This window comes from Synechococcus sp. CS-205 (genome assembly GCF_025128255.1).
Taxonomy (GTDB): Bacteria; Cyanobacteriota; Cyanobacteriia; order PCC-6307; family Cyanobiaceae; genus Regnicoccus_A.
Genome location: NZ_JAHLZB010000028.1, coordinates 38,266 through 55,856, shown reverse-complemented (window position 1 = coordinate 55,856; position 17,591 = coordinate 38,266). Strand labels below are relative to the sequence as shown.

The 17,591-nt window shown below is 68.1% G+C and carries 19 protein-coding genes; 6 read left to right on the top strand and 13 right to left on the bottom strand.

All coding sequences use genetic code 11. From position 1 onward, the window contains the following. The 3 genes from KQ297_RS07615 to KQ297_RS07605 all read right to left on the bottom strand — a co-directional run. Positions 1-875, bottom strand: an 875-nt coding sequence (locus KQ297_RS07615; protein WP_399251436.1) for an N-acetylmuramoyl-L-alanine amidase, incomplete at its 3' end; no start/stop codon positions are given. A 59-nt stretch (positions 876-934) separates the two neighbouring features. After that, positions 935-1,753 carry a carbon-nitrogen hydrolase family protein gene (locus KQ297_RS07610; RefSeq protein WP_185464470.1) on the bottom strand — a complete coding sequence of 273 codons (819 nt, stop codon included), beginning with the start codon at positions 1,751-1,753 and terminating at the stop codon, positions 935-937. Between the two features lie 82 nt (positions 1,754-1,835). Then, positions 1,836-2,591 (bottom strand): 2-phosphosulfolactate phosphatase family protein, encoded by a 756-nt coding sequence (locus KQ297_RS07605; RefSeq protein ID WP_259738888.1) that lies wholly within the window; start codon positions 2,589-2,591, stop codon positions 1,836-1,838. 53 nt (positions 2,592-2,644) lie between these two features. Between KQ297_RS07605 and KQ297_RS07600 the strand changes: the two genes are divergently transcribed. After that, positions 2,645-4,210: a UbiD family decarboxylase gene (locus KQ297_RS07600; protein ID WP_259738887.1), complete on the top strand. Its 1,566-nt coding sequence runs from the start codon at positions 2,645-2,647 to the stop codon at positions 4,208-4,210. Between the two features lie 24 nt (positions 4,211-4,234). Next, on the top strand, positions 4,235-4,675 hold the full coding sequence (locus KQ297_RS07595) for an Rrf2 family transcriptional regulator (RefSeq protein ID WP_259738886.1): 441 nt from the start codon (positions 4,235-4,237) through the stop codon (positions 4,673-4,675). A gap of 1 nt (position 4,676) precedes the next feature. Here KQ297_RS07595 and KQ297_RS07590 read toward each other — a convergent pair whose 3' ends face one another. The 7 genes from KQ297_RS07590 to hemL are packed head-to-tail and all read right to left on the bottom strand — an operon-like array spanning position 4,677 to position 11,655. Beyond that, a complete protein-coding gene (locus KQ297_RS07590) occupies positions 4,677-5,798 on the bottom strand; it encodes a calcium:proton antiporter (RefSeq protein WP_259738885.1) in 1,122 nt (373 codons plus the stop codon). Next, on the bottom strand, positions 5,791-6,537 hold the full coding sequence (locus KQ297_RS07585) for an ABC transporter ATP-binding protein (RefSeq protein WP_259738884.1): 747 nt from the start codon (positions 6,535-6,537) through the stop codon (positions 5,791-5,793). Before KQ297_RS07585 ends, KQ297_RS07590 begins: the two co-directional genes overlap by 8 nt. Further along, entirely contained in the window at positions 6,534-7,304 is a 771-nt protein-coding gene (locus KQ297_RS07580; protein ID WP_259738883.1) for an ABC transporter ATP-binding protein, read from the bottom strand. Before KQ297_RS07580 ends, KQ297_RS07585 begins: the two co-directional genes overlap by 4 nt. Then, on the bottom strand, positions 7,304-8,185 hold the full coding sequence (locus KQ297_RS07575; protein ID WP_259738882.1) for a branched-chain amino acid ABC transporter permease: 882 nt from the start codon (positions 8,183-8,185) through the stop codon (positions 7,304-7,306). The genes KQ297_RS07580 and KQ297_RS07575 overlap by 1 nt, the downstream gene beginning before the upstream one ends. Next, a complete protein-coding gene (locus tag KQ297_RS07570) occupies positions 8,182-9,114 on the bottom strand; it encodes a branched-chain amino acid ABC transporter permease (RefSeq protein ID WP_259738881.1) in 933 nt (310 codons plus the stop codon). Before KQ297_RS07570 ends, KQ297_RS07575 begins: the two co-directional genes overlap by 4 nt. A gap of 7 nt (positions 9,115-9,121) precedes the next feature. Then, a complete protein-coding gene (locus KQ297_RS07565; RefSeq protein WP_259738880.1) occupies positions 9,122-10,339 on the bottom strand; it encodes an ABC transporter substrate-binding protein in 1,218 nt (405 codons plus the stop codon). Continuing rightward, the gene (hemL, locus tag KQ297_RS07560; RefSeq protein WP_259738879.1) at positions 10,339-11,655 is read right to left on the bottom strand and encodes a glutamate-1-semialdehyde 2,1-aminomutase; all 1,317 of its coding nucleotides are present in this window, start codon (positions 11,653-11,655) and stop codon (positions 10,339-10,341) included. The genes KQ297_RS07565 and hemL overlap by 1 nt, the downstream gene beginning before the upstream one ends. 232 nt (positions 11,656-11,887) lie before the next feature. On the opposite strand from hemL, the gene KQ297_RS07555 reads away from it, so the two are divergent. Continuing rightward, entirely contained in the window at positions 11,888-13,399 is a 1,512-nt protein-coding gene (locus KQ297_RS07555) for an FAD-linked oxidase C-terminal domain-containing protein (protein ID WP_259738878.1), read from the top strand. 46 nt (positions 13,400-13,445) lie between these two features. Here KQ297_RS07555 and tpiA read toward each other — a convergent pair whose 3' ends face one another. Next, positions 13,446-14,186: a triose-phosphate isomerase gene (gene tpiA, locus KQ297_RS07550; RefSeq protein ID WP_259738877.1), complete on the bottom strand. Its 741-nt coding sequence runs from the start codon at positions 14,184-14,186 to the stop codon at positions 13,446-13,448. A 32-nt stretch (positions 14,187-14,218) separates the two neighbouring features. Further along, positions 14,219-14,404, bottom strand: a complete 186-nt coding sequence (locus tag KQ297_RS07545; protein ID WP_259738876.1) for an RNA-binding S4 domain-containing protein — start codon at positions 14,402-14,404, stop codon at positions 14,219-14,221. A gap of 37 nt (positions 14,405-14,441) precedes the next feature. On the opposite strand from KQ297_RS07545, the gene KQ297_RS07540 reads away from it, so the two are divergent. Genes KQ297_RS07540 through KQ297_RS07530 form a run of 3 tightly spaced genes read left to right on the top strand, consistent with a single transcriptional unit; the run spans position 14,442 to position 16,841 of the window. Further along, positions 14,442-16,181: an ABC transporter ATP-binding protein gene (locus KQ297_RS07540; RefSeq protein ID WP_185464457.1), complete on the top strand. Its 1,740-nt coding sequence runs from the start codon at positions 14,442-14,444 to the stop codon at positions 16,179-16,181. Between the two features lie 33 nt (positions 16,182-16,214). Next, positions 16,215-16,583: a hypothetical protein gene (locus tag KQ297_RS07535; protein WP_255441301.1), complete on the top strand. Its 369-nt coding sequence runs from the start codon at positions 16,215-16,217 to the stop codon at positions 16,581-16,583. A 27-nt stretch (positions 16,584-16,610) separates the two neighbouring features. Next, positions 16,611-16,841 (top strand): DUF6447 family protein, encoded by a 231-nt coding sequence (locus KQ297_RS07530; RefSeq protein ID WP_185464456.1) that lies wholly within the window; start codon positions 16,611-16,613, stop codon positions 16,839-16,841. 18 nt (positions 16,842-16,859) lie between these two features. Here KQ297_RS07530 and KQ297_RS07525 read toward each other — a convergent pair whose 3' ends face one another. Beyond that, a complete protein-coding gene (locus tag KQ297_RS07525; protein ID WP_259738875.1) occupies positions 16,860-17,585 on the bottom strand; it encodes a DUF3386 domain-containing protein in 726 nt (241 codons plus the stop codon). Between the last annotated feature and the right edge of the window lie 6 nt (positions 17,586-17,591).

Genomic DNA, 17,591 nt, shown 5'->3' with positions numbered 1-17,591 from the left:
CCCCGGTCCGGACTGCCCGGCGAGGCCGCCACCACTTCCGACTGGATGGCGGCCGCCAGGGCCCGAGAGCGGGAGCTCTGGAAATAGAAGGTCTCGATGCCGTTCACATCCGGCCTGGACATGCTCAGGGCATTGGCATGGATGCTCACGAAGGCCGTGGCCCTGCTGCTGTTGGCGAGCGACACCCTCGGCGGCAGGTCCACGTCGATTTCAGAGGTGCGGGTGAGCACCACCTGCACCCCCTGGGCCTGAAGCAACCGCGCCACCTGGAGGCTGATGTCGAGCACCACGTCGGTTTCGCGCAGCCCTCTGATTCCCACGGCCCCGGGGTCGGGACCCCCGTGGCCAGGATCGATCACAACCCGGTAGCGCCCGCGGGGAACAGTGGGCAGCCCCGCCGAGGAGAGGGGTGTGCGTCTGTAGCCGGGAGTGAATCCAGGGCTGGAGCGCCATGGCACAGTCCTGGCGTTCAGATTGCCCTCACCGATGGTGCGCAGGCTGCCCCTGGGCAGTCCTTCGAAATCGAGTTTCCAACGGTCGCGCGACGTGCCCACCAGGCGCAGACGCCGGGGATCAAGCCGGGTGCCGGGCTGAAACTCCAGCACCAGGCGGGTTGTGCTGGGATCGGGTTTGCCGATGCGCACCTCCCGCAGAACGCCATTGCCGCGAATGCTGCGGGTCCGGCTGGGTGCCCCAGGCAGATCCACCCACACCCTGGGTCCCACATTGCCCTTACCGGCCTCGTAGAAGGCCTGAAGAGAGATTGAGGGGGAGGTGCGCAGCTCCAGAACCCCGTTGCTGTTGATGCGCCAGGCCGCGAGGGCACTGGCGGCCATGGCCGGCAGTGCCGCCAGCAGCAGGGCGCCCTGAATCACTCCCCCGAGGAGAAGGGTGCTCAGGGGGCCGAGACGGGGTAGGCGTGGCGTCCTCAGGATCAGAACAGCGAAGGATGGCGGTGGTTGAGGCTGGGCATCTGGTTGCGGACCCGCTGGCCATGGTCCGGGTCGACGGGGGCCACCGCAAGCCCCACGCCGATGCCGGCATCGGCCAGGACAGTCCCCCAGGGATCGATCACCAGCGCATGGCCATGGCTCTGGCGTCGGCCGTAGTGGAGGCCTGTCTGGGCCGGGGCCAGCACATAGGCCGTGTTCTCGATCGCCCGGGCCTGAAGCAGCACCTGCCAGTGATCCTTCCCGGTGAAGGCGGTGAAGGCCGCCGGAATCATGATCAGCTCGGCGCCGGCACCGGCCAGATGGCGGTACAGCTCAGGAAAGCGCACGTCGTAGCAGATCGAGAGACCGATCCGGCAGAGACCGGGGGCATCGACCACAGGCGGCAGGGCAGTGCCGGATCGGACGGTTTCCGATTCCCGGTAGGTGTTGCCGTCAGGCAGATCCACATCGAAGAGGTGGATCTTGTCGTAGCGGGAGAGCAGCTGGCCGTCGCGGCCCACCAGCTCCGCCCGGTTGTAGGTGAGTCGCTCGCCGGCGGGGACGGGAAAGCCACCACCGAGCAGGGTCACCTGGTAGCGGCGCGCCATCGTCACCAGGAAGCGGCTGCAGCGCTCCGCCAGGGTCGGAGCCAGCTCCAGTCGGCGTTCGTCGTCGCCCATGAAGGCGAAGTTCTCCGGCAGGCCCACCAGTTCGGCGCCGCGCCGGGTGGCCAGTTCGATCTGCTCCTCGGCGGCGGCGAAGTTGGCGTCCGGATCGGGCGTGCTGGTGAGTTGCACTGCGGCAGCCAGAAAGCTCGTCACCGTTAGGAAGTGCCAGGTCGGCGGAACTTTAGGGGGAGGTTCGTCGGGGTTCCGGCCGGATCGGCCCCCTCACGGGCTGGCCTCAGCTGGCCTTGAGCACCCCGGGCTCCGCCTGCATCGGCACGATCGTGAGGTTGTCAACGGCAGCACAGCACTGGAAGTCGGCGTCGTGGTTGCCCAGCCTGATCAGCCGCTGGCCATGGCTGGCGGTGCGCAGGCAGGCCTCGGGGTCGTGCTGCCATTGCCGCCAGAGGGCCAGGGCTGCCACCATCTCGTCATTGCCGGTCTCCACAATGATTCCGGCGGCGGGAGCCAGGTCGAGCAGGGCGGCGGCCACCGCGCCCGCCGCCAGGCTGTCCTCGAGCGAATAGGACCCTTCCCAGCCGCTGCCCACGATCCAGACGTTCTCCACACCCCGCTCGATCAGCCGCCGTGCCACGGCTGTGCGGTTCGGCAGGCAGGCCGTGAGCAGCAGCGGCAGCTCCCGCACCCGATCCAGGGAGCGGGTGCCGTTGGTGGTGCTCATGAAGATCCGCTTTCCCGCCACCAGCTCCGGGGTCACCCCCAGGGGGGAGTTACCCAGATCGAAGCCTTTCACCCTGGCCCCGCCGCGTTCGCCGGCGGTGAGCCGGCGCTCGGCGGGCCAGGCGGCGGCACTGGTCTTGAGGGCCTCCAGGTCGGCGAAAGCCTGGATCGCCTCAGCACCGTTCTCCAGGGCCCAGGCCATGGTGGTGGTGGCCCGCAGCACATCGATCACCACCGCAGCATCGGGGCTGCCGCCTTCCGCTCGCTCGTCGGCGGGGACACGTTCTGAGGTGTGGAAGGTATGGATCAGCACGGCACGGCGGACGGGGAGGGTGCGCCACAGTAGTCAGCAACGGAACAGGACGGATGCAGGCAGTGTTGCCGCGGAGCACCACCCGCGACCTGCGAGGGTTTCTGACGCTCCTGGAGCAGCGCGGCCAGCTGCGGCGGATCACCGCTCCGGTTGATCCCGATCTGGAACTGGCCGCCATCGCCGACCGCGTGCTCGCCCGCGGTGGGCCCGGCCTTCTGTTCGAGAATGTGATCGGCAGCCCGATGCCGGTGGCCGTCAACCTGCTCGGCACGGTGGAGCGGGTGGTCTGGAGCATGGGCCTCGAGCGGGCTGAGCAGCTGGAAGACCTGGGCGAGCGGCTGGCGCTTCTGCAGCAGCCCCGCCCCCCGAAGGGTCTGCGCGAAGCAGCCCGTTTCGGCGGTGTGCTCTGGGATGTGGTCAAGGCCCGTCCCGACCTCGACCTGCTTCCCCCCTGTCATCAGCAGGTGATGAAGGGGGACCAGGTGAACCTCGACGCCCTGCCGCTGGTGCGCCCCTGGCCCGGTGATGCCGGTGGGGTGATCACCCTCGGCCTGGTGATCACCAAGGACCCGGAGAGCGGCGTGCCCAACGTGGGGGTCTACCGGCTGCAGCGCCAGTCGCTGAACACGATGACCGTGCACTGGCTGAGCGTGCGCGGCGGCGCCCGCCACCTGCGCAAGGCTGCGGCCCTGGGCAAGCCCCTGGAGGTGGCGGTGGCGATCGGCGTCCACCCCTTGCTGGTGATGGCCGCCGCCACGCCGATTCCGGTGCAGCTGAGTGAGTGGCTGTTCGCCGGCATCTATGCCGGCGAGGGGGTGCGGCTGGCGAAGTGCAAGACGTTGAATCTGGAGGTGCCCAGCCACAGCGAGGTGGTGCTGGAGGGAACGATCGCTCCCGGGGAGGTGCTCCCGGATGGTCCCTTCGGGGATCACATGGGCTTCTACGGCGGCGTGGAGGATTCCCCCCTGGTGCGCTTCCACTGCGTGACCCAGCGGCGCGATCCGATCTTCCTCACCACCTTCAGCGGCCGCCCTCCCAAAGAGGAAGCGATGCTGGCCATCGCCCTCAACCGGATGTACACCCCGATCCTGCGCCAGCAGGTGCCGGAGATCGTCGACTTCTTCCTGCCGATGGAGGGCCTCAGCTACAAGCTGGCGGTGATCGCGATCGATAAGGCCTACCCCGGCCAGGCCAAGCGGGCGGCGATGGCCTTCTGGAGCGCCCTGCCCCAGTTCACGTACACCAAGTTCGTGGTGGTGGTCGACAAGACGATCAGCATCCGCGATCCACGCCAGGTGATCTGGGCGATCAGTGCCCAGGTGGACCCCCAGCGGGATCTGTTCGTGCTTGAAGACACCCCGTTCGACAGCCTGGATTTCGCCAGCGAGCGGCTCGGTCTCGGTGGTCGCCTGGCGATCGACGCCACCACCAAGATCGGCCCTGAGAAGCGCCACGACTGGGGAGAACCGCTGCGCCGCACAGCTGAGCAGGAGGCCAAGGTGGATCGCCGCTGGGCCGAGCTGGGCCTCTCCGACATCGACGCCAGTGATCCCGATCCGGCGCTGTTCGGCTACACCCTCGAGCATGTGCTCGAGAGACTGGCGGCTCGCAGGGCGTAGGGCGATGCTCTCCCCCTGGCGGTGATGCTCAAGCGGCGGGGCCTTCAGGCGATCCAGGCCTTGCTGGAGCTGGCACTGCAGCCCGAGAGCTGGCGCTCGGGGCCTGATCTGGCCGCCAGCCAGGCGATTCCCGAGCCGATGCTGGAGCAGGTGCTGCTCCAGCTGCGCCGCGCCGAGCTGGTGGAGGCCCGGCGCGGCCGCCATGGCGGGTACAGGCTCCAGCGCGCTGCCGCCGCCATTCCCCTGCTGGAGGTGTTGCGGGCCGTGGAGGCGGACCCCTCCCAGCAGGCTTCCACAGCGGCAACCCCTGAGCAGGCGGGAGAACAGGTGGCCCTGGCCCTGGAGAGCCGGTTGCAACTGGCTCTGGAGCGTGAGCTGGCCCGTCTCACCCTGGAGGAACTGCTCTACGACCTGCGCAGCACCCAGGAGTGCCTGCGCCAGGAGGGGGGGCTGATGCTGGGCTGAGTCATGAAGCGGCCGGGAGCAGCAGCGCCCCGAGCGCGAAACTGGCATACAGGAGCAGCAGCTGCAGGCCCTCGTACCAGCTGAGCTGGCGGTCTTTGCTGATCCAGTCGACCACCAGCACGGTGCAGCCCAGGCAGGCCAGGGCCACCGGAGGGAAGGCCAGGTGCAGGTAGCGCCCCATCACCAGGCCCGAGAGCACCAGAACGGGCAGCACGAACAGCAGCAGCTGCAGGCTGGATTCCACCGTGCTACTCATGGTCAGATCCATGTTGCCGTCGGCGCTCGCCTGGATAGCCACCAGGGCTTCCGCGAAGCTGCCGAACAGTGGCAGCAGGAACAGCCCCACGAACAGTGGACTCAGGTTCAGCTGCTCCACCAGTTGCTCCAGGGAGTTCACCAGGGCATCCGACACCCCCACCAGCATCAGACTGACCAGGGCGATCAGCCCCAGGATCGAGGCCATCGAAGCCTGGGGCTGGATTCGCTCGCTCACCGAGGACTCCTGCTGGGCGAACAGCCGACGATGGGTGCCGAGCTGATAGACGAACGAGAGCAGGTAGTAGCCCAGCACCAGGGCCGACACCAGAACTGAGTAGAGGGCAAAGCCCTCGAAGCTGTTGCTGCCGGCTGAGATTCCCTCCCCCTGGTGAAGCAGGAAGATCGTCGGCACTGAAAGCAGGATGGAGCTGATCAGCAGTTGCTGGGTCTGCAGCTGGGTGCTGTGGGGATGGATCGGCACGGCGATCACCCGTCGGCTGGCCACCAGGGTGCTCAACCCCAGCACCAGCAGGCAGTTGGTGATCACGGCGCCCGCCAGGCTGGTGACCACCAGCGGATAGAGGCCGCTGTTCAGGGCGGTGAACAGGACCACCAGATCCACCAGATTGCCCAGGGTCACGCTCACCAGACCCCCGAGACGGTTGCCCAGCCTCCGGGCCAGCGCATGCACCAGCACGGCGACCATGCGTCCGAGAGGTACCAGCCCCAGACCGTGAAGCGCGAAGCTCAGCACCACCGGGATCCCCTTCAGGCCCAACCCCGCGCTGGAGAGCAGGGTCAGCAGGGTGAAGGGCAGCAGCAGGCTCCAGCGGCTAACCAGCAGCTGTCGGATCAGATCAACCATCGCCTGGCTCCCCTTCCCCCAGGTAGGTGTCTTTCAGGGCGGGGTGGGCCAGCAGCTCGGCGGCGCTGCCGCTGAGGCTGATGCTGCCGGCCTGGAGCACCACCCCCCGATCAGCGATGGCCAGGGCGGCATGGGCGTTCTGCTCCACCAGCAGGATCGTCAGCCCCTCACGGTGCAACTGCTGGAGGATTGCCATCACCTCGGCGACCAACAGCGGCGCGAGTCCAAGACTGGGTTCATCCAGCAGCAGCAGCCGAGGGCGACCCATCAGGGATCGGGCGATCGCCAGCATCTGCTGCTCGCCGCCGGAGAGGCTGCCGGCCGGTTGCGAGCGACGTTCGCCCAGGCGCGGGAAGCGCTCGTAGCAGCGCTGCAGATCGCGCGCAATGGCGCGCCGATCGCGGCGCAGATAGGCCCCGAGCTCCAGGTTCACCGCCACGCTCTGGCGGGCGAGCACCCGCCGTCCCTCGGGGCAGTGGCCGATGCCGAGCCGCACCGTTCGCTCGGTGGCGGTCCTGGCCAGGGAGCGGCCCCGCCATTCAATCAGCCCCGCGACCGGCTTCACCAGCCTTGAAATGGCCCGCAGGGTGGTGCTCTTGCCGGCGCCGTTGGAGCCCAGCAGGGCCACCAGCTCTCCCTCCTGGATCTGCAGATCCATGTCCTGCAGGGCGCTGATCGCGCCATAGCGCACCGACACCCCCCGCAGGGCCAGCAACGGCGGGCCGGCGAGGGTGCTCATGAACTCACCCCCAGGTAGGCCTCGATCACGGCGGGGTCGTGCCGCACCAGCTCAGGGGTGCCCAGGGCAAGGCGATGGCCGAAATTCAGCACTGCCAGCCGGTCGCAGAGGCGCATCATCAGCGGCACGTGGTGCTCGATCACGAGCACGGTGAGTTCGAAGCGGGCGCGCAGGCGGAGGATCAGGGCTGACAGCTCCTCTTTCTCGATCGGATTCATGCCGGCGGCCGGTTCATCAAGCAGCAACAGGCGCGGGCCGGTGGCCAGGGCACGGGCGATCTCCAGACGCCGTTGCGATCCGTAGGGAAGGCTGCCCGCCGGCTGCTGGGCCACAGCGGACAGATCCACCAGTTCCAGCAACTGCAGGGCCTGCTGCCGCAACTCCCCCTGGTGCCGGCGAAAGGACCTCCCGCCGAGCAGCGCGCCGAGCAGGGGGGAGTGCCCCCGCTGGTACAGGCCGATCAGCACGTTCTCCAGAGCGCTCAGCCGGGCGAACAGGCGCAGGTTCTGAAACGTGCGAGCGATGCCCAGCCGGTTGATGCGATCGGGCGGGAGGCCGCCGATCGCTTCCCCGCTCCAGCGGATCAACCCCGCTGTGGGACGGCCCACCCCGGAGATCAGGTTGAACAGGGTGGTCTTGCCGGCCCCATTGGGGCCGATCAGCCCGAAGATCTCCCCCTGCTCCACCTGCAGGGACACCTGATCGAGGGCGAGCAGGCCACCGAAGCGGCAAGTCACCGCCTCCAGTTCCAGCAGGGTTGCCGGCATCAGACTCTTTTCACGGCTGCTCGGATGCGGGCCAGGCCCTCTGGGGTGATCACCCCCTGCGGAAAGAGGATCGGACCCACCAGGATCACCAGGCCGAAGAGGATCAGGCGCAGATCCCCCACCGGTCGCAGCAGTTCGGGCAGAGCCGTGATCACCAGTCCCCCAAGGACCGGCCCCAGCCAGATCCGGGAGCCGCCGAAAACCACGAAGGCCAGGGTGGTGATGCTGGCATCGAAGCTGCCCTGACGGGCGTTCCAGGTGTTGAGGAAGTGGGCGGCCAGCACGCCGGTGAGGGCAGCGATCACGGCGCTGAGCACGAAGGCGATCAGTTTCACGTCGGCGGTGGGAATGCCCATGCAGCGGGCAGCCAGTTCGTCTTCTCGGATGGCCGCCATGGCCCGCCCCAGCCGCATGGCCTCCAGCCGGGAGCACAGCCAGCAGGTGAGGGCGAGCAGCAGCCCTGTGGCCAGGGCATAGCCCGCGGGGCCGTCGAAAGGCTGGGGAATGCCGAAGATCCCCACGGCGCCGCCACTCCAGGCCATGTTCAGGTTCAGCACCCGCAGGATCTCCACCAGGGCGATGGTGGCGATGGCCAGATAGATCCCACGCAGCTGCAACACCGGTCGCCCCAGCACCAGGGCCACCGCGCCTGCCACCAGGGCCGCCAGCAGCAGCTCCAGGGCAAGGGAGGTCAGGGGATAGCTGGCTCCGCCGCCCGAGAGGGCGGGCCAGCGGGTGGAGAGCAGGGCGGCCACATAGCCGCCGATGGCGTAGAAGCCCGGTGTGGCCAGCGACAACTGTCCGCAGCGCAGAGGCAGATAGACCGAAAGGGCCAGCAGGGCCCCGAACCCCATCTGCACCAGCAGGGACAGATCCCTCACACCTTGCTCGCCAGGGGTTTGCCGAGCAGTCCCTGGGGCCGCAGCAGCAACACCAGGAACAGAATCGCGAACGCCACCCCGTCCTTGTAGCCGGAGAACTCAGAGGGCACGAGGGCCTCGGCCAGCCCCACGATCAGGCCGCCGAGCACCGCCCCCGGCACGCTGCCCAGCCCACCCAGCACCAGCACCCCAAGACCCTTGAGCCCGTAGCCGATTCCGAAGTAAGGCCCGGCGATGCTCACGCTCAGCCCCACCAGCCCACCGGCCACCCCCGCCAGGAAGCCGCTGACGGCGAAAGCGAGGCGGATCATCGCGCCTGAATCGATCCCCAGCAGGCGCGCGGTGACGGGATCCTCCGACACCGCCTGCAGGGCCTTGCCGCCGCGGCTGCCCTCCAGCCAGAGGGTCAGCAGCACCAGCAGCAGGGCGGCCACCAGGAGCAGGAGCAGCTGCACGGTGCGGATCTGGGCGCCGCCCAGATTCAGCGCAGCCGGCAGCCCAGCCAGGGTGGAGGAGGGGATCGAGTAGCTCTCGGCCCCCATCAGCAGCTGCACCAGATTCACCAGCACCACCCCCGCCCCCAGGCTGGAGATCAGAGAAAGCAGCGGCTCTGCCTGGCGCTTTCGCAAGGGGCGGAAGGCCACGGCCTCCACCACCAGACTCACCAGCGCGGAGCCGGCCCCGGCCAGCGCCAGGGCCAGCCAGAACGGCAGGGCCAGGGGCAACTGCAGGCCAGCCAGCAGCCCATTGGTGCCCACCGCGCCACCGATCAGCAGGTAGGTGAGGTAGCCCCCGATCGTGAACACGGCCCCGTGGGCGAAGTTGATCACCCCCAGCACGGAGAACACCAGGGTGTAACCCAGGGCGAACAGGGCATAGACCGCCCCGGATGCCAGGCCGTTGATCAGAATCTGCAGGAGGTGAACCACGCCAGATTCAGGGCAGCAGTGCGAAACGGCCGCTCAGGCTGCCGGGCTTCATCTGCACCTGGGCCACGTGGAAGCGTTGCTGCACCACTTCACCATCGGGGCTGAAGGCGATCTCGCCGAGGGGGGTGTCGTAGCGGCCGGAGAGCAGTTCCGCCATCAGCGCCTTGCGGGCATCAGCAAGGGAGAACTGGCTCAGTGGTTGGCGTTTGTTGAGTCGCTGCAGGGCCTCGGCCACCACCTGGTAGGCGCTGAAAGCCTGGGCGGTGAGCTGGGGTGGAATCGCCCCACCCTTGGCCTGTTTGTAGAGGGCCACGAACTCACGGTTCATGGGCGTGTCGAGCTCGGGGCTGTAGGCCTGGGCGATCAGGATGCCGTCGCAATAGGCCTGGCAGATCGGATAGATGTTCGGCGTGTTCATGCCGTTGCCCACCACGATCGAGCCCTTGTAGCCCAGTTCCCGCAGCTGACGGATCAGATTGCCCCCATCCACCGCCTGGGCGGAGATCACGATCAGATCAGGTGTCTGGCGCAGGGCGCCGGTGATCTGGTTCTGAAAATCCTGGTCATTGAGCTGGGTGCGCTGCACCGTGACCGGCTTCAGCCCCTTGTCGGTGAGAGCCTGCTGGAAGATGGCGCTCTCGGAGGTGCTGTAGGCGTCGTCCTGGGCGTAGAACACCGCCGCTCGCCGGATCGAGGGGTTCAGCTCCAGGGCCTTGGCAATCGAAAGGGGGGCAATCTCGGTGCTTGGAGCCGACACGCGGCTGATGAAGCCGCCGATCTGGGGGATATTGGTGGCGGTGTTGGACGGGGCCACCACCGGCACCCCCCGGCGCTGAGCGATCGGGTCGGCCGCGAAAGCCTGCTGAGAGAGGGTGGGACCGACCAGGGCCACCACGCCGGCATCGATCAGCAGATTGAAGGCCTGGGTGGCGGTGGCCTCATCACCACCGCCATCCTCCAGGCGCAGACTGAGCTCCGGGGCGCCGGGGGAATCAGCCTTTCTCCGCTTCTGGTTCCAGGCCTGGGCCAGCTCGAGCCCGATCTGCTGATCCTGGCCGTAGGCATTGGCATTGCTGGTGAGCGAGAGCACAGCCCCGACGGGGACCCCGCCCTCGACCTGAAGCGGCTGGTCGTCGGCGCTCTGGCCGCAGGCGGCAAGAGCGGCCGCTAGGGCCAGGGCGCTCGCCAGGGCAGCGCCGGGAAGAGAGCGCTGGCCGGCCTCCATCAGGCGATGGCGGCGAAGCAGTCGCGGAAGGCACTGAGGGTGGCCTCGATGTCGGCGTCGGTGTGGGCCAGGGAGGTGAACCCAGCCTCGAAGGCGCTGGGGGCCAGGTAAACGCCCCGCTCGAGCATGGCCCGGTGCAACCGGCCAAAGCGCTGGCTGTCGGTGGCCTTGGCTTCCTCGAAGTTGCGCACGGGACCCTCGCAGAGGAAGAAGCCGAACATGGCACTGATGGAGCCACCGCAGATCGGCAGACCGGCTTCCCGACCCGCCGCAAGAATGCCGCCTGAAAGGCGCTTGGTGATCGCCTCGAGCCGTTCGTAGCTGCCGGGCTGCTTGAGCAGCTCCAGGGTCTTGATGCCGGCGGTCATCGCCAAGGGGTTGCCACTGAGAGTGCCGGCCTGATACATGGGCCCGGCAGGGGCCACCATCGCCATGATCTCCGCCCGGCCGCCGTAGGCGCCCACGGGCAGGCCGCCGCCGATCACCTTGCCAAGGGTGGTGAGATCGGGTGTGATGCCGAAGCGGGCCTGGGCACCCCCGTAGCTGATGCGGAAGCCCGTCATCACCTCATCGAACGTGAGCAGCGCACCGTGCTCGGTGGTGAGTTCGCGCAGTCCTTCCAGGAAGCCCGGTTCAGGGGTGATGAATCCGGCGTTGCCCACCACGGGCTCGAGGATCACCCCGGCGATCTCGCCGGGGTTGTCGGCGAACAGCTGCTTCACCGCCTCCAGGTCGTTATAGGGGGCGGTGAGGGTGTTGGTGGTGGTGGTTCGGGGCACTCCGGGGGAGTCGGGAAGCCCCAGGGTGGCGACGCCCGAGCCGGCCTTCACCAGGAACATGTCGGCGTGGCCGTGGTAGCAGCCCTCGAACTTGATCAGCTTGTCGCGGCCGGTGAAAGCCCGCATCAGCCGCAGCACCGACATGCAGGCTTCTGTGCCTGAGTTGACGAAGCGCACCATCTCGACGCTGGGGACGGCATCGATCACCATCTCCGCCAGCGTGTTCTCCAGAGCGCAGGGAGCACCGAAGCTGGTGCCCTTGTCGAGGGCCTCGTGCAGGGCGGCGATCACCTCGGGTCGGGCGTGACCACAGATCGCCGGACCCCAGCTGCCGATGTAATCGATGTAGCGATTGCCATCGACGTCCCAGGCGTAAGCCCCCTTGACGCGGTCGAAGACGATCGGTTCACCGCCCACCGAACGAAAGGCCCGCACCGGCGAGCTGACTCCCCCGGGCATCAGGTGCAGGGCGGCACTGAAGAGGTCCTGGGAACGGGAGGTGTTCAGGGCAGGAACCGATACAGGGGCCGAAGTCAAAGCGTGATCCGCGGACGTTCAAGAAGTCTGGAATCGGGTTGATCCCTGGGGACCACCCTCTCCACCACCAGACCATGATCCATCCTCGCCCAAAGCGGTGCGGATCGCACGGCTGGAAGAAGGAATGCCGGCGCCTCCTCCCCCTGTGATCCCCATGGCCCTGTTCCGGGGGGGTGTCCTAACGCCACCCTCGCTATGGTCAGGCTGATGCACGTACATGTTGGCTGACCCCTTGGCCGAGCCGCCTGCCCTGACCCTGCCCTGGGGGCGGATCGAGCGGCGCCTGCGCCAGTTTCTGCCCGGCAGGGCAGTGGTGGCCCGGCGCCAGGAGTTGCTCACGTACGACAGCGATGGCCTGACCCTGCACCGGCAGGAGCCTCCCCTGGCCGTACTGCCGGAAACCACCGAGCAGGTGGCGGCTGTGCTGCGCCTCTGCCACGAGGAAGGGGTGCCGTTCGTGGCCCGGGGCAGCGGCACCGGCCTCTCCGGCGGAGCCGTGGCCGAGCAGGAGTCTCTGCTGGTGGTCACCAGCCGGATGCGCTCAGTGCTGGCCCTCGATCTCGAGAATCAGCGGATCACGGTTCAACCTGGGGTGATCAACAGCTGGGTCACCCGCGCCGTCTCCGGCGATGGGTTCTATTACGCCCCCGACCCCTCCAGTCAGGTGGTCTGCAGCATCGGCGGCAACGTGGCCGAAAACGCCGGGGGGGTGCACTGCCTCAAGTACGGCGTCACCAGCAACCATGTGCTGGAGCTGGAGGTGGTGCTTCCCGACGGCCGGATCACCCGGCTGGGGGGCTCCCTCGCCGAAATGCCCGGCCTGGATCTGCGGGGAGTCTTCATCGGCAGCGAGGGCACCCTCGGCATCGCCACGGCCATCACCCTGCGGTTGCTGCGTCAGCCCCAGACCGTGCAGGTGCTGCTGGCGGATTTCCCCTCGATGGAAGCCGCCGGGGAAGCGGTGCGACGCGTCACGGAAGCGGGAGTGCTGCCGGCGGGGATGGAGATCATGGATAACTTCACGATCAATGCCGTCGACGACCTCTTCGGCTGCGATGAATACCCCCGCGATGCCGCGGCAGTGCTGCTGATCGAGCTCGACGGTCGCCTGGAGGAGGTGGATGCCGCGGCGGTGCGGACCATGGAGCTCTGCCGCCGGGCCGGGGCCCGGTCGTTGCGCCGGGCCGAATCAGACAGCGACCGCGCCCTGCTCTGGAAGGGCCGCAAGTCGGCCTTCGCGGCCGTGGGGCGGATCACGCCCACGTACTACGTCCAGGACGGTGTCGTTCCCCGAAGCGCCCTGCCGGCGGTGCTGGCGGCGATCGAGCTGCTCAGCCGCCGCTACTCCCTGCCGGTGGCCAACGTCTTCCACGCCGGGGACGGTAACCTCCATCCGCTGATCCTCTACGACGCCAGCCAGGCGGATGTTCAGGACCGGGTCCAGGCCCTCGGCGCCGACATCCTGCGGCTCTGCATCGACGCCGGTGGCAGCATCACCGGGGAACACGGCGTGGGTGCCGACAAGCGCTGCTACATGGACTGGATGTTCTCTCCAGACGACCTGAGCACGATGCGCCTGGTGCGCCAGGCTTTCGATCCGGAGGGTCGGGCCAACCCCGGCAAGCTCTTCCCCACGCCTCGCAGCTGTGGGGAGCCGGCGCGGCTGGCCCGCACCGTGCGCGTCAACGTGGCGGCCGGCGAGGAGGCCGACCGGCCCCTGCCCGCCTCACTCGAGGTGTTCTGAGGGCAATTCAGGCGTTTCGGCCAACGCTGCCCTCTGGCGCGATGGTTCAGGCGGCCACCGGCACCTGGTAGCGAGCGATTCTGGCGAATCCCGCCGGATCAAGGGACGCTCCACCCACCAGCACCCCGTCGATATCCGGCTGGGCCATCAGCAGGTCGATGTTCTCGGCCTTGACCGAGCCGCCGTACTGGATCACCACATCGTCGTAACCGACCCAGCCGCGGATCAGCGCGCAGATCCGGTTGGCCTCCTCGGCGCCACAGGTCTTGCCGGTGCCGATCGCCCAGATCGGCTCATAGGCCACCACCAGCTGGGTGGGGTCCAGGCCTTCGAGGCCCTGGTCCACCTGTCGGCGGATCACCCGCTCGGCCTCTCCGGCTTCTCGCTGGGAATCGCTCTCGCCCACGCACAGGATCGGGATCATTCCGGATTTCTGAGCCGTGCGCGCCCGCAGGTTGATCTGCTCGTCGGTTTCGCTGTAGTACTTGCGCGGTTCGCTGTGGCCCACGATGGCGTGGCTGACTCCGTGCTCCAGCAGCATCGGGGCTGAGATCATGCCTGTGTAGGCCCCCACGTCGTCCCAGTGGACGTTCTGGGAGGCAACCTTGACAGGACTGCCCTCGATGGCCTCGCTCAGGGCGGCGATGGCGGTGAACGGAGGTGCCAGCACCACCTCCCGATCGCTGGGCAGATCCCCCAGCAGTGGCAGGAAGGTGTCGGCATAGGCCCGCGCTTCGGCGCAGGTCATGTGCATCTTCCAGTTCCCTGCAATCACGGCCTTGCGCACAGGAGCGTCCTCGCTGAGAAATGCCCCACAACCTAGTTGGCGGCGTGGACCACCAGTTTCATCCCAGCCAGCTCCACGGCGTCGCCAGGCAGCAGCTGGCGGCCGCGGCGGCGCTCCACCTCACCGTTGACCCGCACCTCGCCCCCCTGCACCCGGACCTTGGCTTCACCGCCGGTCCCCACCAGGCCCTGGAACTTGAGGAATTGATCGAGGCGCAAGGAAAAGGCGCCGGATCGGCGCTGATAGGGTTCGCCGATGCTCGCATCACCCCCGGCCGGCTTTCGAGGGCTGTTGCCGCTGCTGAAGCCCCACCGCCGCAGGCTGGTGGCCGGTGGCCTGTGCATGCTCGTGTTCGTGGCCTGCTGGCCCTTGCTTGCCGCCCTGGCCGGTCGCCTGATCCCGGCCATCGGCGCAGGTGATTTCCCTCAGGTGCTGCGGGCGATTGCTCTGGCCCTGGCGGTGTTCCTGGTGCAGAAGCTGGCCCAGTTCGGCCAGGACACCCTGCTGGCCTCCCCGGCTTTGCAGGTGAGCCAGGCCCTGCGCAGCCAGTTGTTCGCCCGCCTGCAGCGCCTTGAGTTCGGCGCCCTTGAGAAGCTCTCGGCCGGAGATCTCACCTATCGCCTCACCGAAGACGCCGACCGGGTCGGGGAGGTGATTTACAAAACGATCCAGGACACCACTCCCAGCCTGCTGCAGCTGGTGGTGGTGTTCGGCTACATGGTGTTTCTTGATTGGAAGCTGTCCCTGGCCACCCTGCTGCTGGCGCCGCTGGTGGCGGTGATGGTGAGCAGTTTCGGCGCCCGGGTGATGGGAGCCGCCGAGCGCAGCCAGAAGCAGGTGAGCGAGCTGGCGGGGCTGCTGGCCGAGGCCATCGGAGGCCTGCCCCTGGTGCGGGCCTTTGCGGCCGAGGCCTGGTTGCAGAACCGCTTCGAGCAGGAGATCGACCTGCACCGGCGGGCCCGTTACCGCACCCTGCGCCTGCTGGCCCTTCAGCATCCCGTGGTGGGCTTCATCGAAGCGGCGGGGATTCTCTCGGTGCTGCTGATCGGAGCGGCCCGCATCCAGGCCGGGGGGCTCGACAGCCAGGGATTCAGCTCCTATGTGGCGGCCCTGCTGATGCTGATCGATCCGATCTCGCACCTGACCACCAATTACAACGAGTTCCAGCAGGGCCAGGCCTCACTGCGGCGCCTGCGCGAGATCGAGCGCGAGCCGGTGGAGATCCCCGACAGCCCCGGGGCCCAGCCGCTCGGGCCGGTGCGCGGGGCCCTGCGACTGGAGCAGGTCTGGTTCGGCTACGACCCCGAGCAGCCGGTGCTGCGGAACCTCGATCTGAGTGCTGAGCCCGGTCAGCTGGTGGCCCTGGTGGGTCCATCTGGCGCCGGCAAAAGCACTCTGTTTTCCCTGTTGTTGCGTTTCAACACCGCCCAGCGCGGGCGCGTGCTGCTCGATGGCCAGGACCTCGCAGGTCTGCGGGCCGCCGACCTGCGCCGTGCCGTGGCCCTGGTGCCCCAGCAGAGCCGTGTGTTCTCCGGCAGCGTGGCCGAGGCGATCCGCTTCGGGCGTCCCGCCAGCGACGCGCAGGTGCGCCAGGCGGCCCGACTGGCCAATGCGGCAGGCTTCATCGAAGCTCTCCCCGAGGGATACCACTCCCGCCTCGAGGAGCGAGGCAGCAACTTCTCGGGCGGGCAGCTTCAGCGCATCGCCATCGCCCGTGCGGTGCTGGGCGACCCGGCCGTGCTGTTGCTGGATGAGGCCACCAGCGCGCTCGATGCCGAGGCGGAGGAGGCGGTGCAGCAGGGCCTGAAGCAGGCCATGGCCGGCCGCACCGTGCTGGTGATCGCCCACCGGCTCTCCACGGTCCAGGGGGCCGACCAGATCCTGGTGCTCGAGGGCGGCGGCATCGTCGAGCGCGGGAGCCATGATCAGCTCATGGCCCGTCCCGGTCGCTACCGCGAGCTGTGCGACCGTCAGTTGATCCGGGTGGCGGCCTGACCCTCCACCGTCCAGTTCCACGCTCAAGCGGCCATGGCTGAGATGCCCCAGTGGGAGTACCGGGTGATCCACATCAATGTGGAGAACAGCTCCCCACCCCAACCGCCCGATCCCCAGGCCGCCAGTCAGAAGCTGCAGGGGATGCTCAGCCCGGAATTCATTGCCCGGGAATTTCCCGAGTTCTACGGAGCCTCCCAGACGCCCCGCCACCCGGCCGAGCAACTGCAGTTCTTCATGAACCTGCTGGGCAAGGAGGGCTGGGAGATGGTGGAGGCGGCCCAGGTGGGCCCGTTGCTGATGTTCTTCTTCAAGCGGCCCCGCCGTCCGGCCCCGGCCAAGCTGCCGCCGGCCGGTGCTTCGCTGGCCGCGCCCCCGGCCGAGAGCCCGCCGGGCGCGGCTTAACCTGCGCGGGACGACACAGTGGTGACCTTGACGGCCTCTTCCAACCAGCCCCCCGTGCTCACGTTCGAGGGCAAGCGCTATGAACTCAACGCTCTCCCTGACGACGTCAAGGAGCTGGTGCGGGGGATGCAGGTGGCCGATGCCCAGCTTCGCCTCTACGAGGACACCCTCAAGGTGCTGGCGGTGGGACGGCAGTCGATGGCCTTTCAGCTGAACGAACGTCTCAAGACCATCCCAGCCCTTCCGGACGGGGTCTGAACGAACTGGGCGAAACGATCAGGCGAACGGCATCTCCGCTGGGGTGGGCTCGAGCGCTTCAAAGCGGAAGATCTGCTCGCTGGTCGTCCCCGGTGCTTCGGGATCCTCGCTGCTGATCACCCGCTCCGCCAGCACCCAGGGACCCACCCCGCCGAGGGGAACGAAGGTGTCGGTGAACTGGCTCCTGCCGCCGCGGGCTTCGCCCGTGGCTGGATCGCTGTACTGGCTGGTGTAGGTGTGGCTGAGGTAGCCGGCACCGGTGTCGGTGGTGCTGCCGGTGAAGATCGTGACCACGGTGCCGTGGATCTGACGGTGCACCATCGTGACCACCGAATCCTTGATGCGATAGCGATCACCGGCGTTCTTGCCGCCCACGATCACCTCGAGCCCCACGGCATCGGTGTCGCCGGCACTGAAGGTGTTGGCGCCGTGGGTCTGCTCGAAGCTGCGGCGCACCCGGTGAATGCAGACCTCCCAGAGTTGGGAGCCGACAGCTTTGCTTATGGTCTCGTCCTCGATGCCCTCCACGCTGGCCTTGAGGTCGGCGCCCACGCGGAACCGGCCCTCCACCCGCTGCTCCCCCTGCTGCCAGACGCAGCGTCCCTGGTAGCCACCGAAGCCAGGATCCCAGGTGTAGCGGTTCTCGTAGGCGGCGCGGAACAGCTCCCGGATGTCGCTGCCCGGGGCGATCGGCTGGCCCGCCTGGCCGGCACTGGAGCTGATCGGAGTGGCTGTGCTGGTCAAGGGGCC

What these genes read in the sequence shown, in the direction of transcription:
- KQ297_RS07565 (WP_259738880.1), bottom strand. Translation starts at nt 10,339, where the DNA reads ATGGAGGCCGGCCAGCGCTCTCTTCCCGGCGCTGCCCTGGCGAGCGCC.
- KQ297_RS07595 (WP_259738886.1), top strand. Translation starts at nt 4,235, where the DNA reads ATGCTCAAGCGGCGGGGCCTTCAGGCGATCCAGGCCTTGCTGGAGCTG.
- KQ297_RS07540 (WP_185464457.1), top strand. Translation starts at nt 14,442, where the DNA reads ATGCTCGCATCACCCCCGGCCGGCTTTCGAGGGCTGTTGCCGCTGCTG.
- KQ297_RS07535 (WP_255441301.1), top strand. Translation starts at nt 16,215, where the DNA reads ATGGCTGAGATGCCCCAGTGGGAGTACCGGGTGATCCACATCAATGTG.
- KQ297_RS07580 (WP_259738883.1), bottom strand. Translation starts at nt 7,304, where the DNA reads ATGCCGGCAACCCTGCTGGAACTGGAGGCGGTGACTTGCCGCTTCGGT.
- KQ297_RS07585 (WP_259738884.1), bottom strand. Translation starts at nt 6,537, where the DNA reads ATGAGCACCCTCGCCGGCCCGCCGTTGCTGGCCCTGCGGGGGGTGTCG.
- KQ297_RS07600 (WP_259738887.1), top strand. Translation starts at nt 2,645, where the DNA reads ATGCAGGCAGTGTTGCCGCGGAGCACCACCCGCGACCTGCGAGGGTTT.
- KQ297_RS07590 (WP_259738885.1), bottom strand. Translation starts at nt 5,798, where the DNA reads ATGGTTGATCTGATCCGACAGCTGCTGGTTAGCCGCTGGAGCCTGCTG.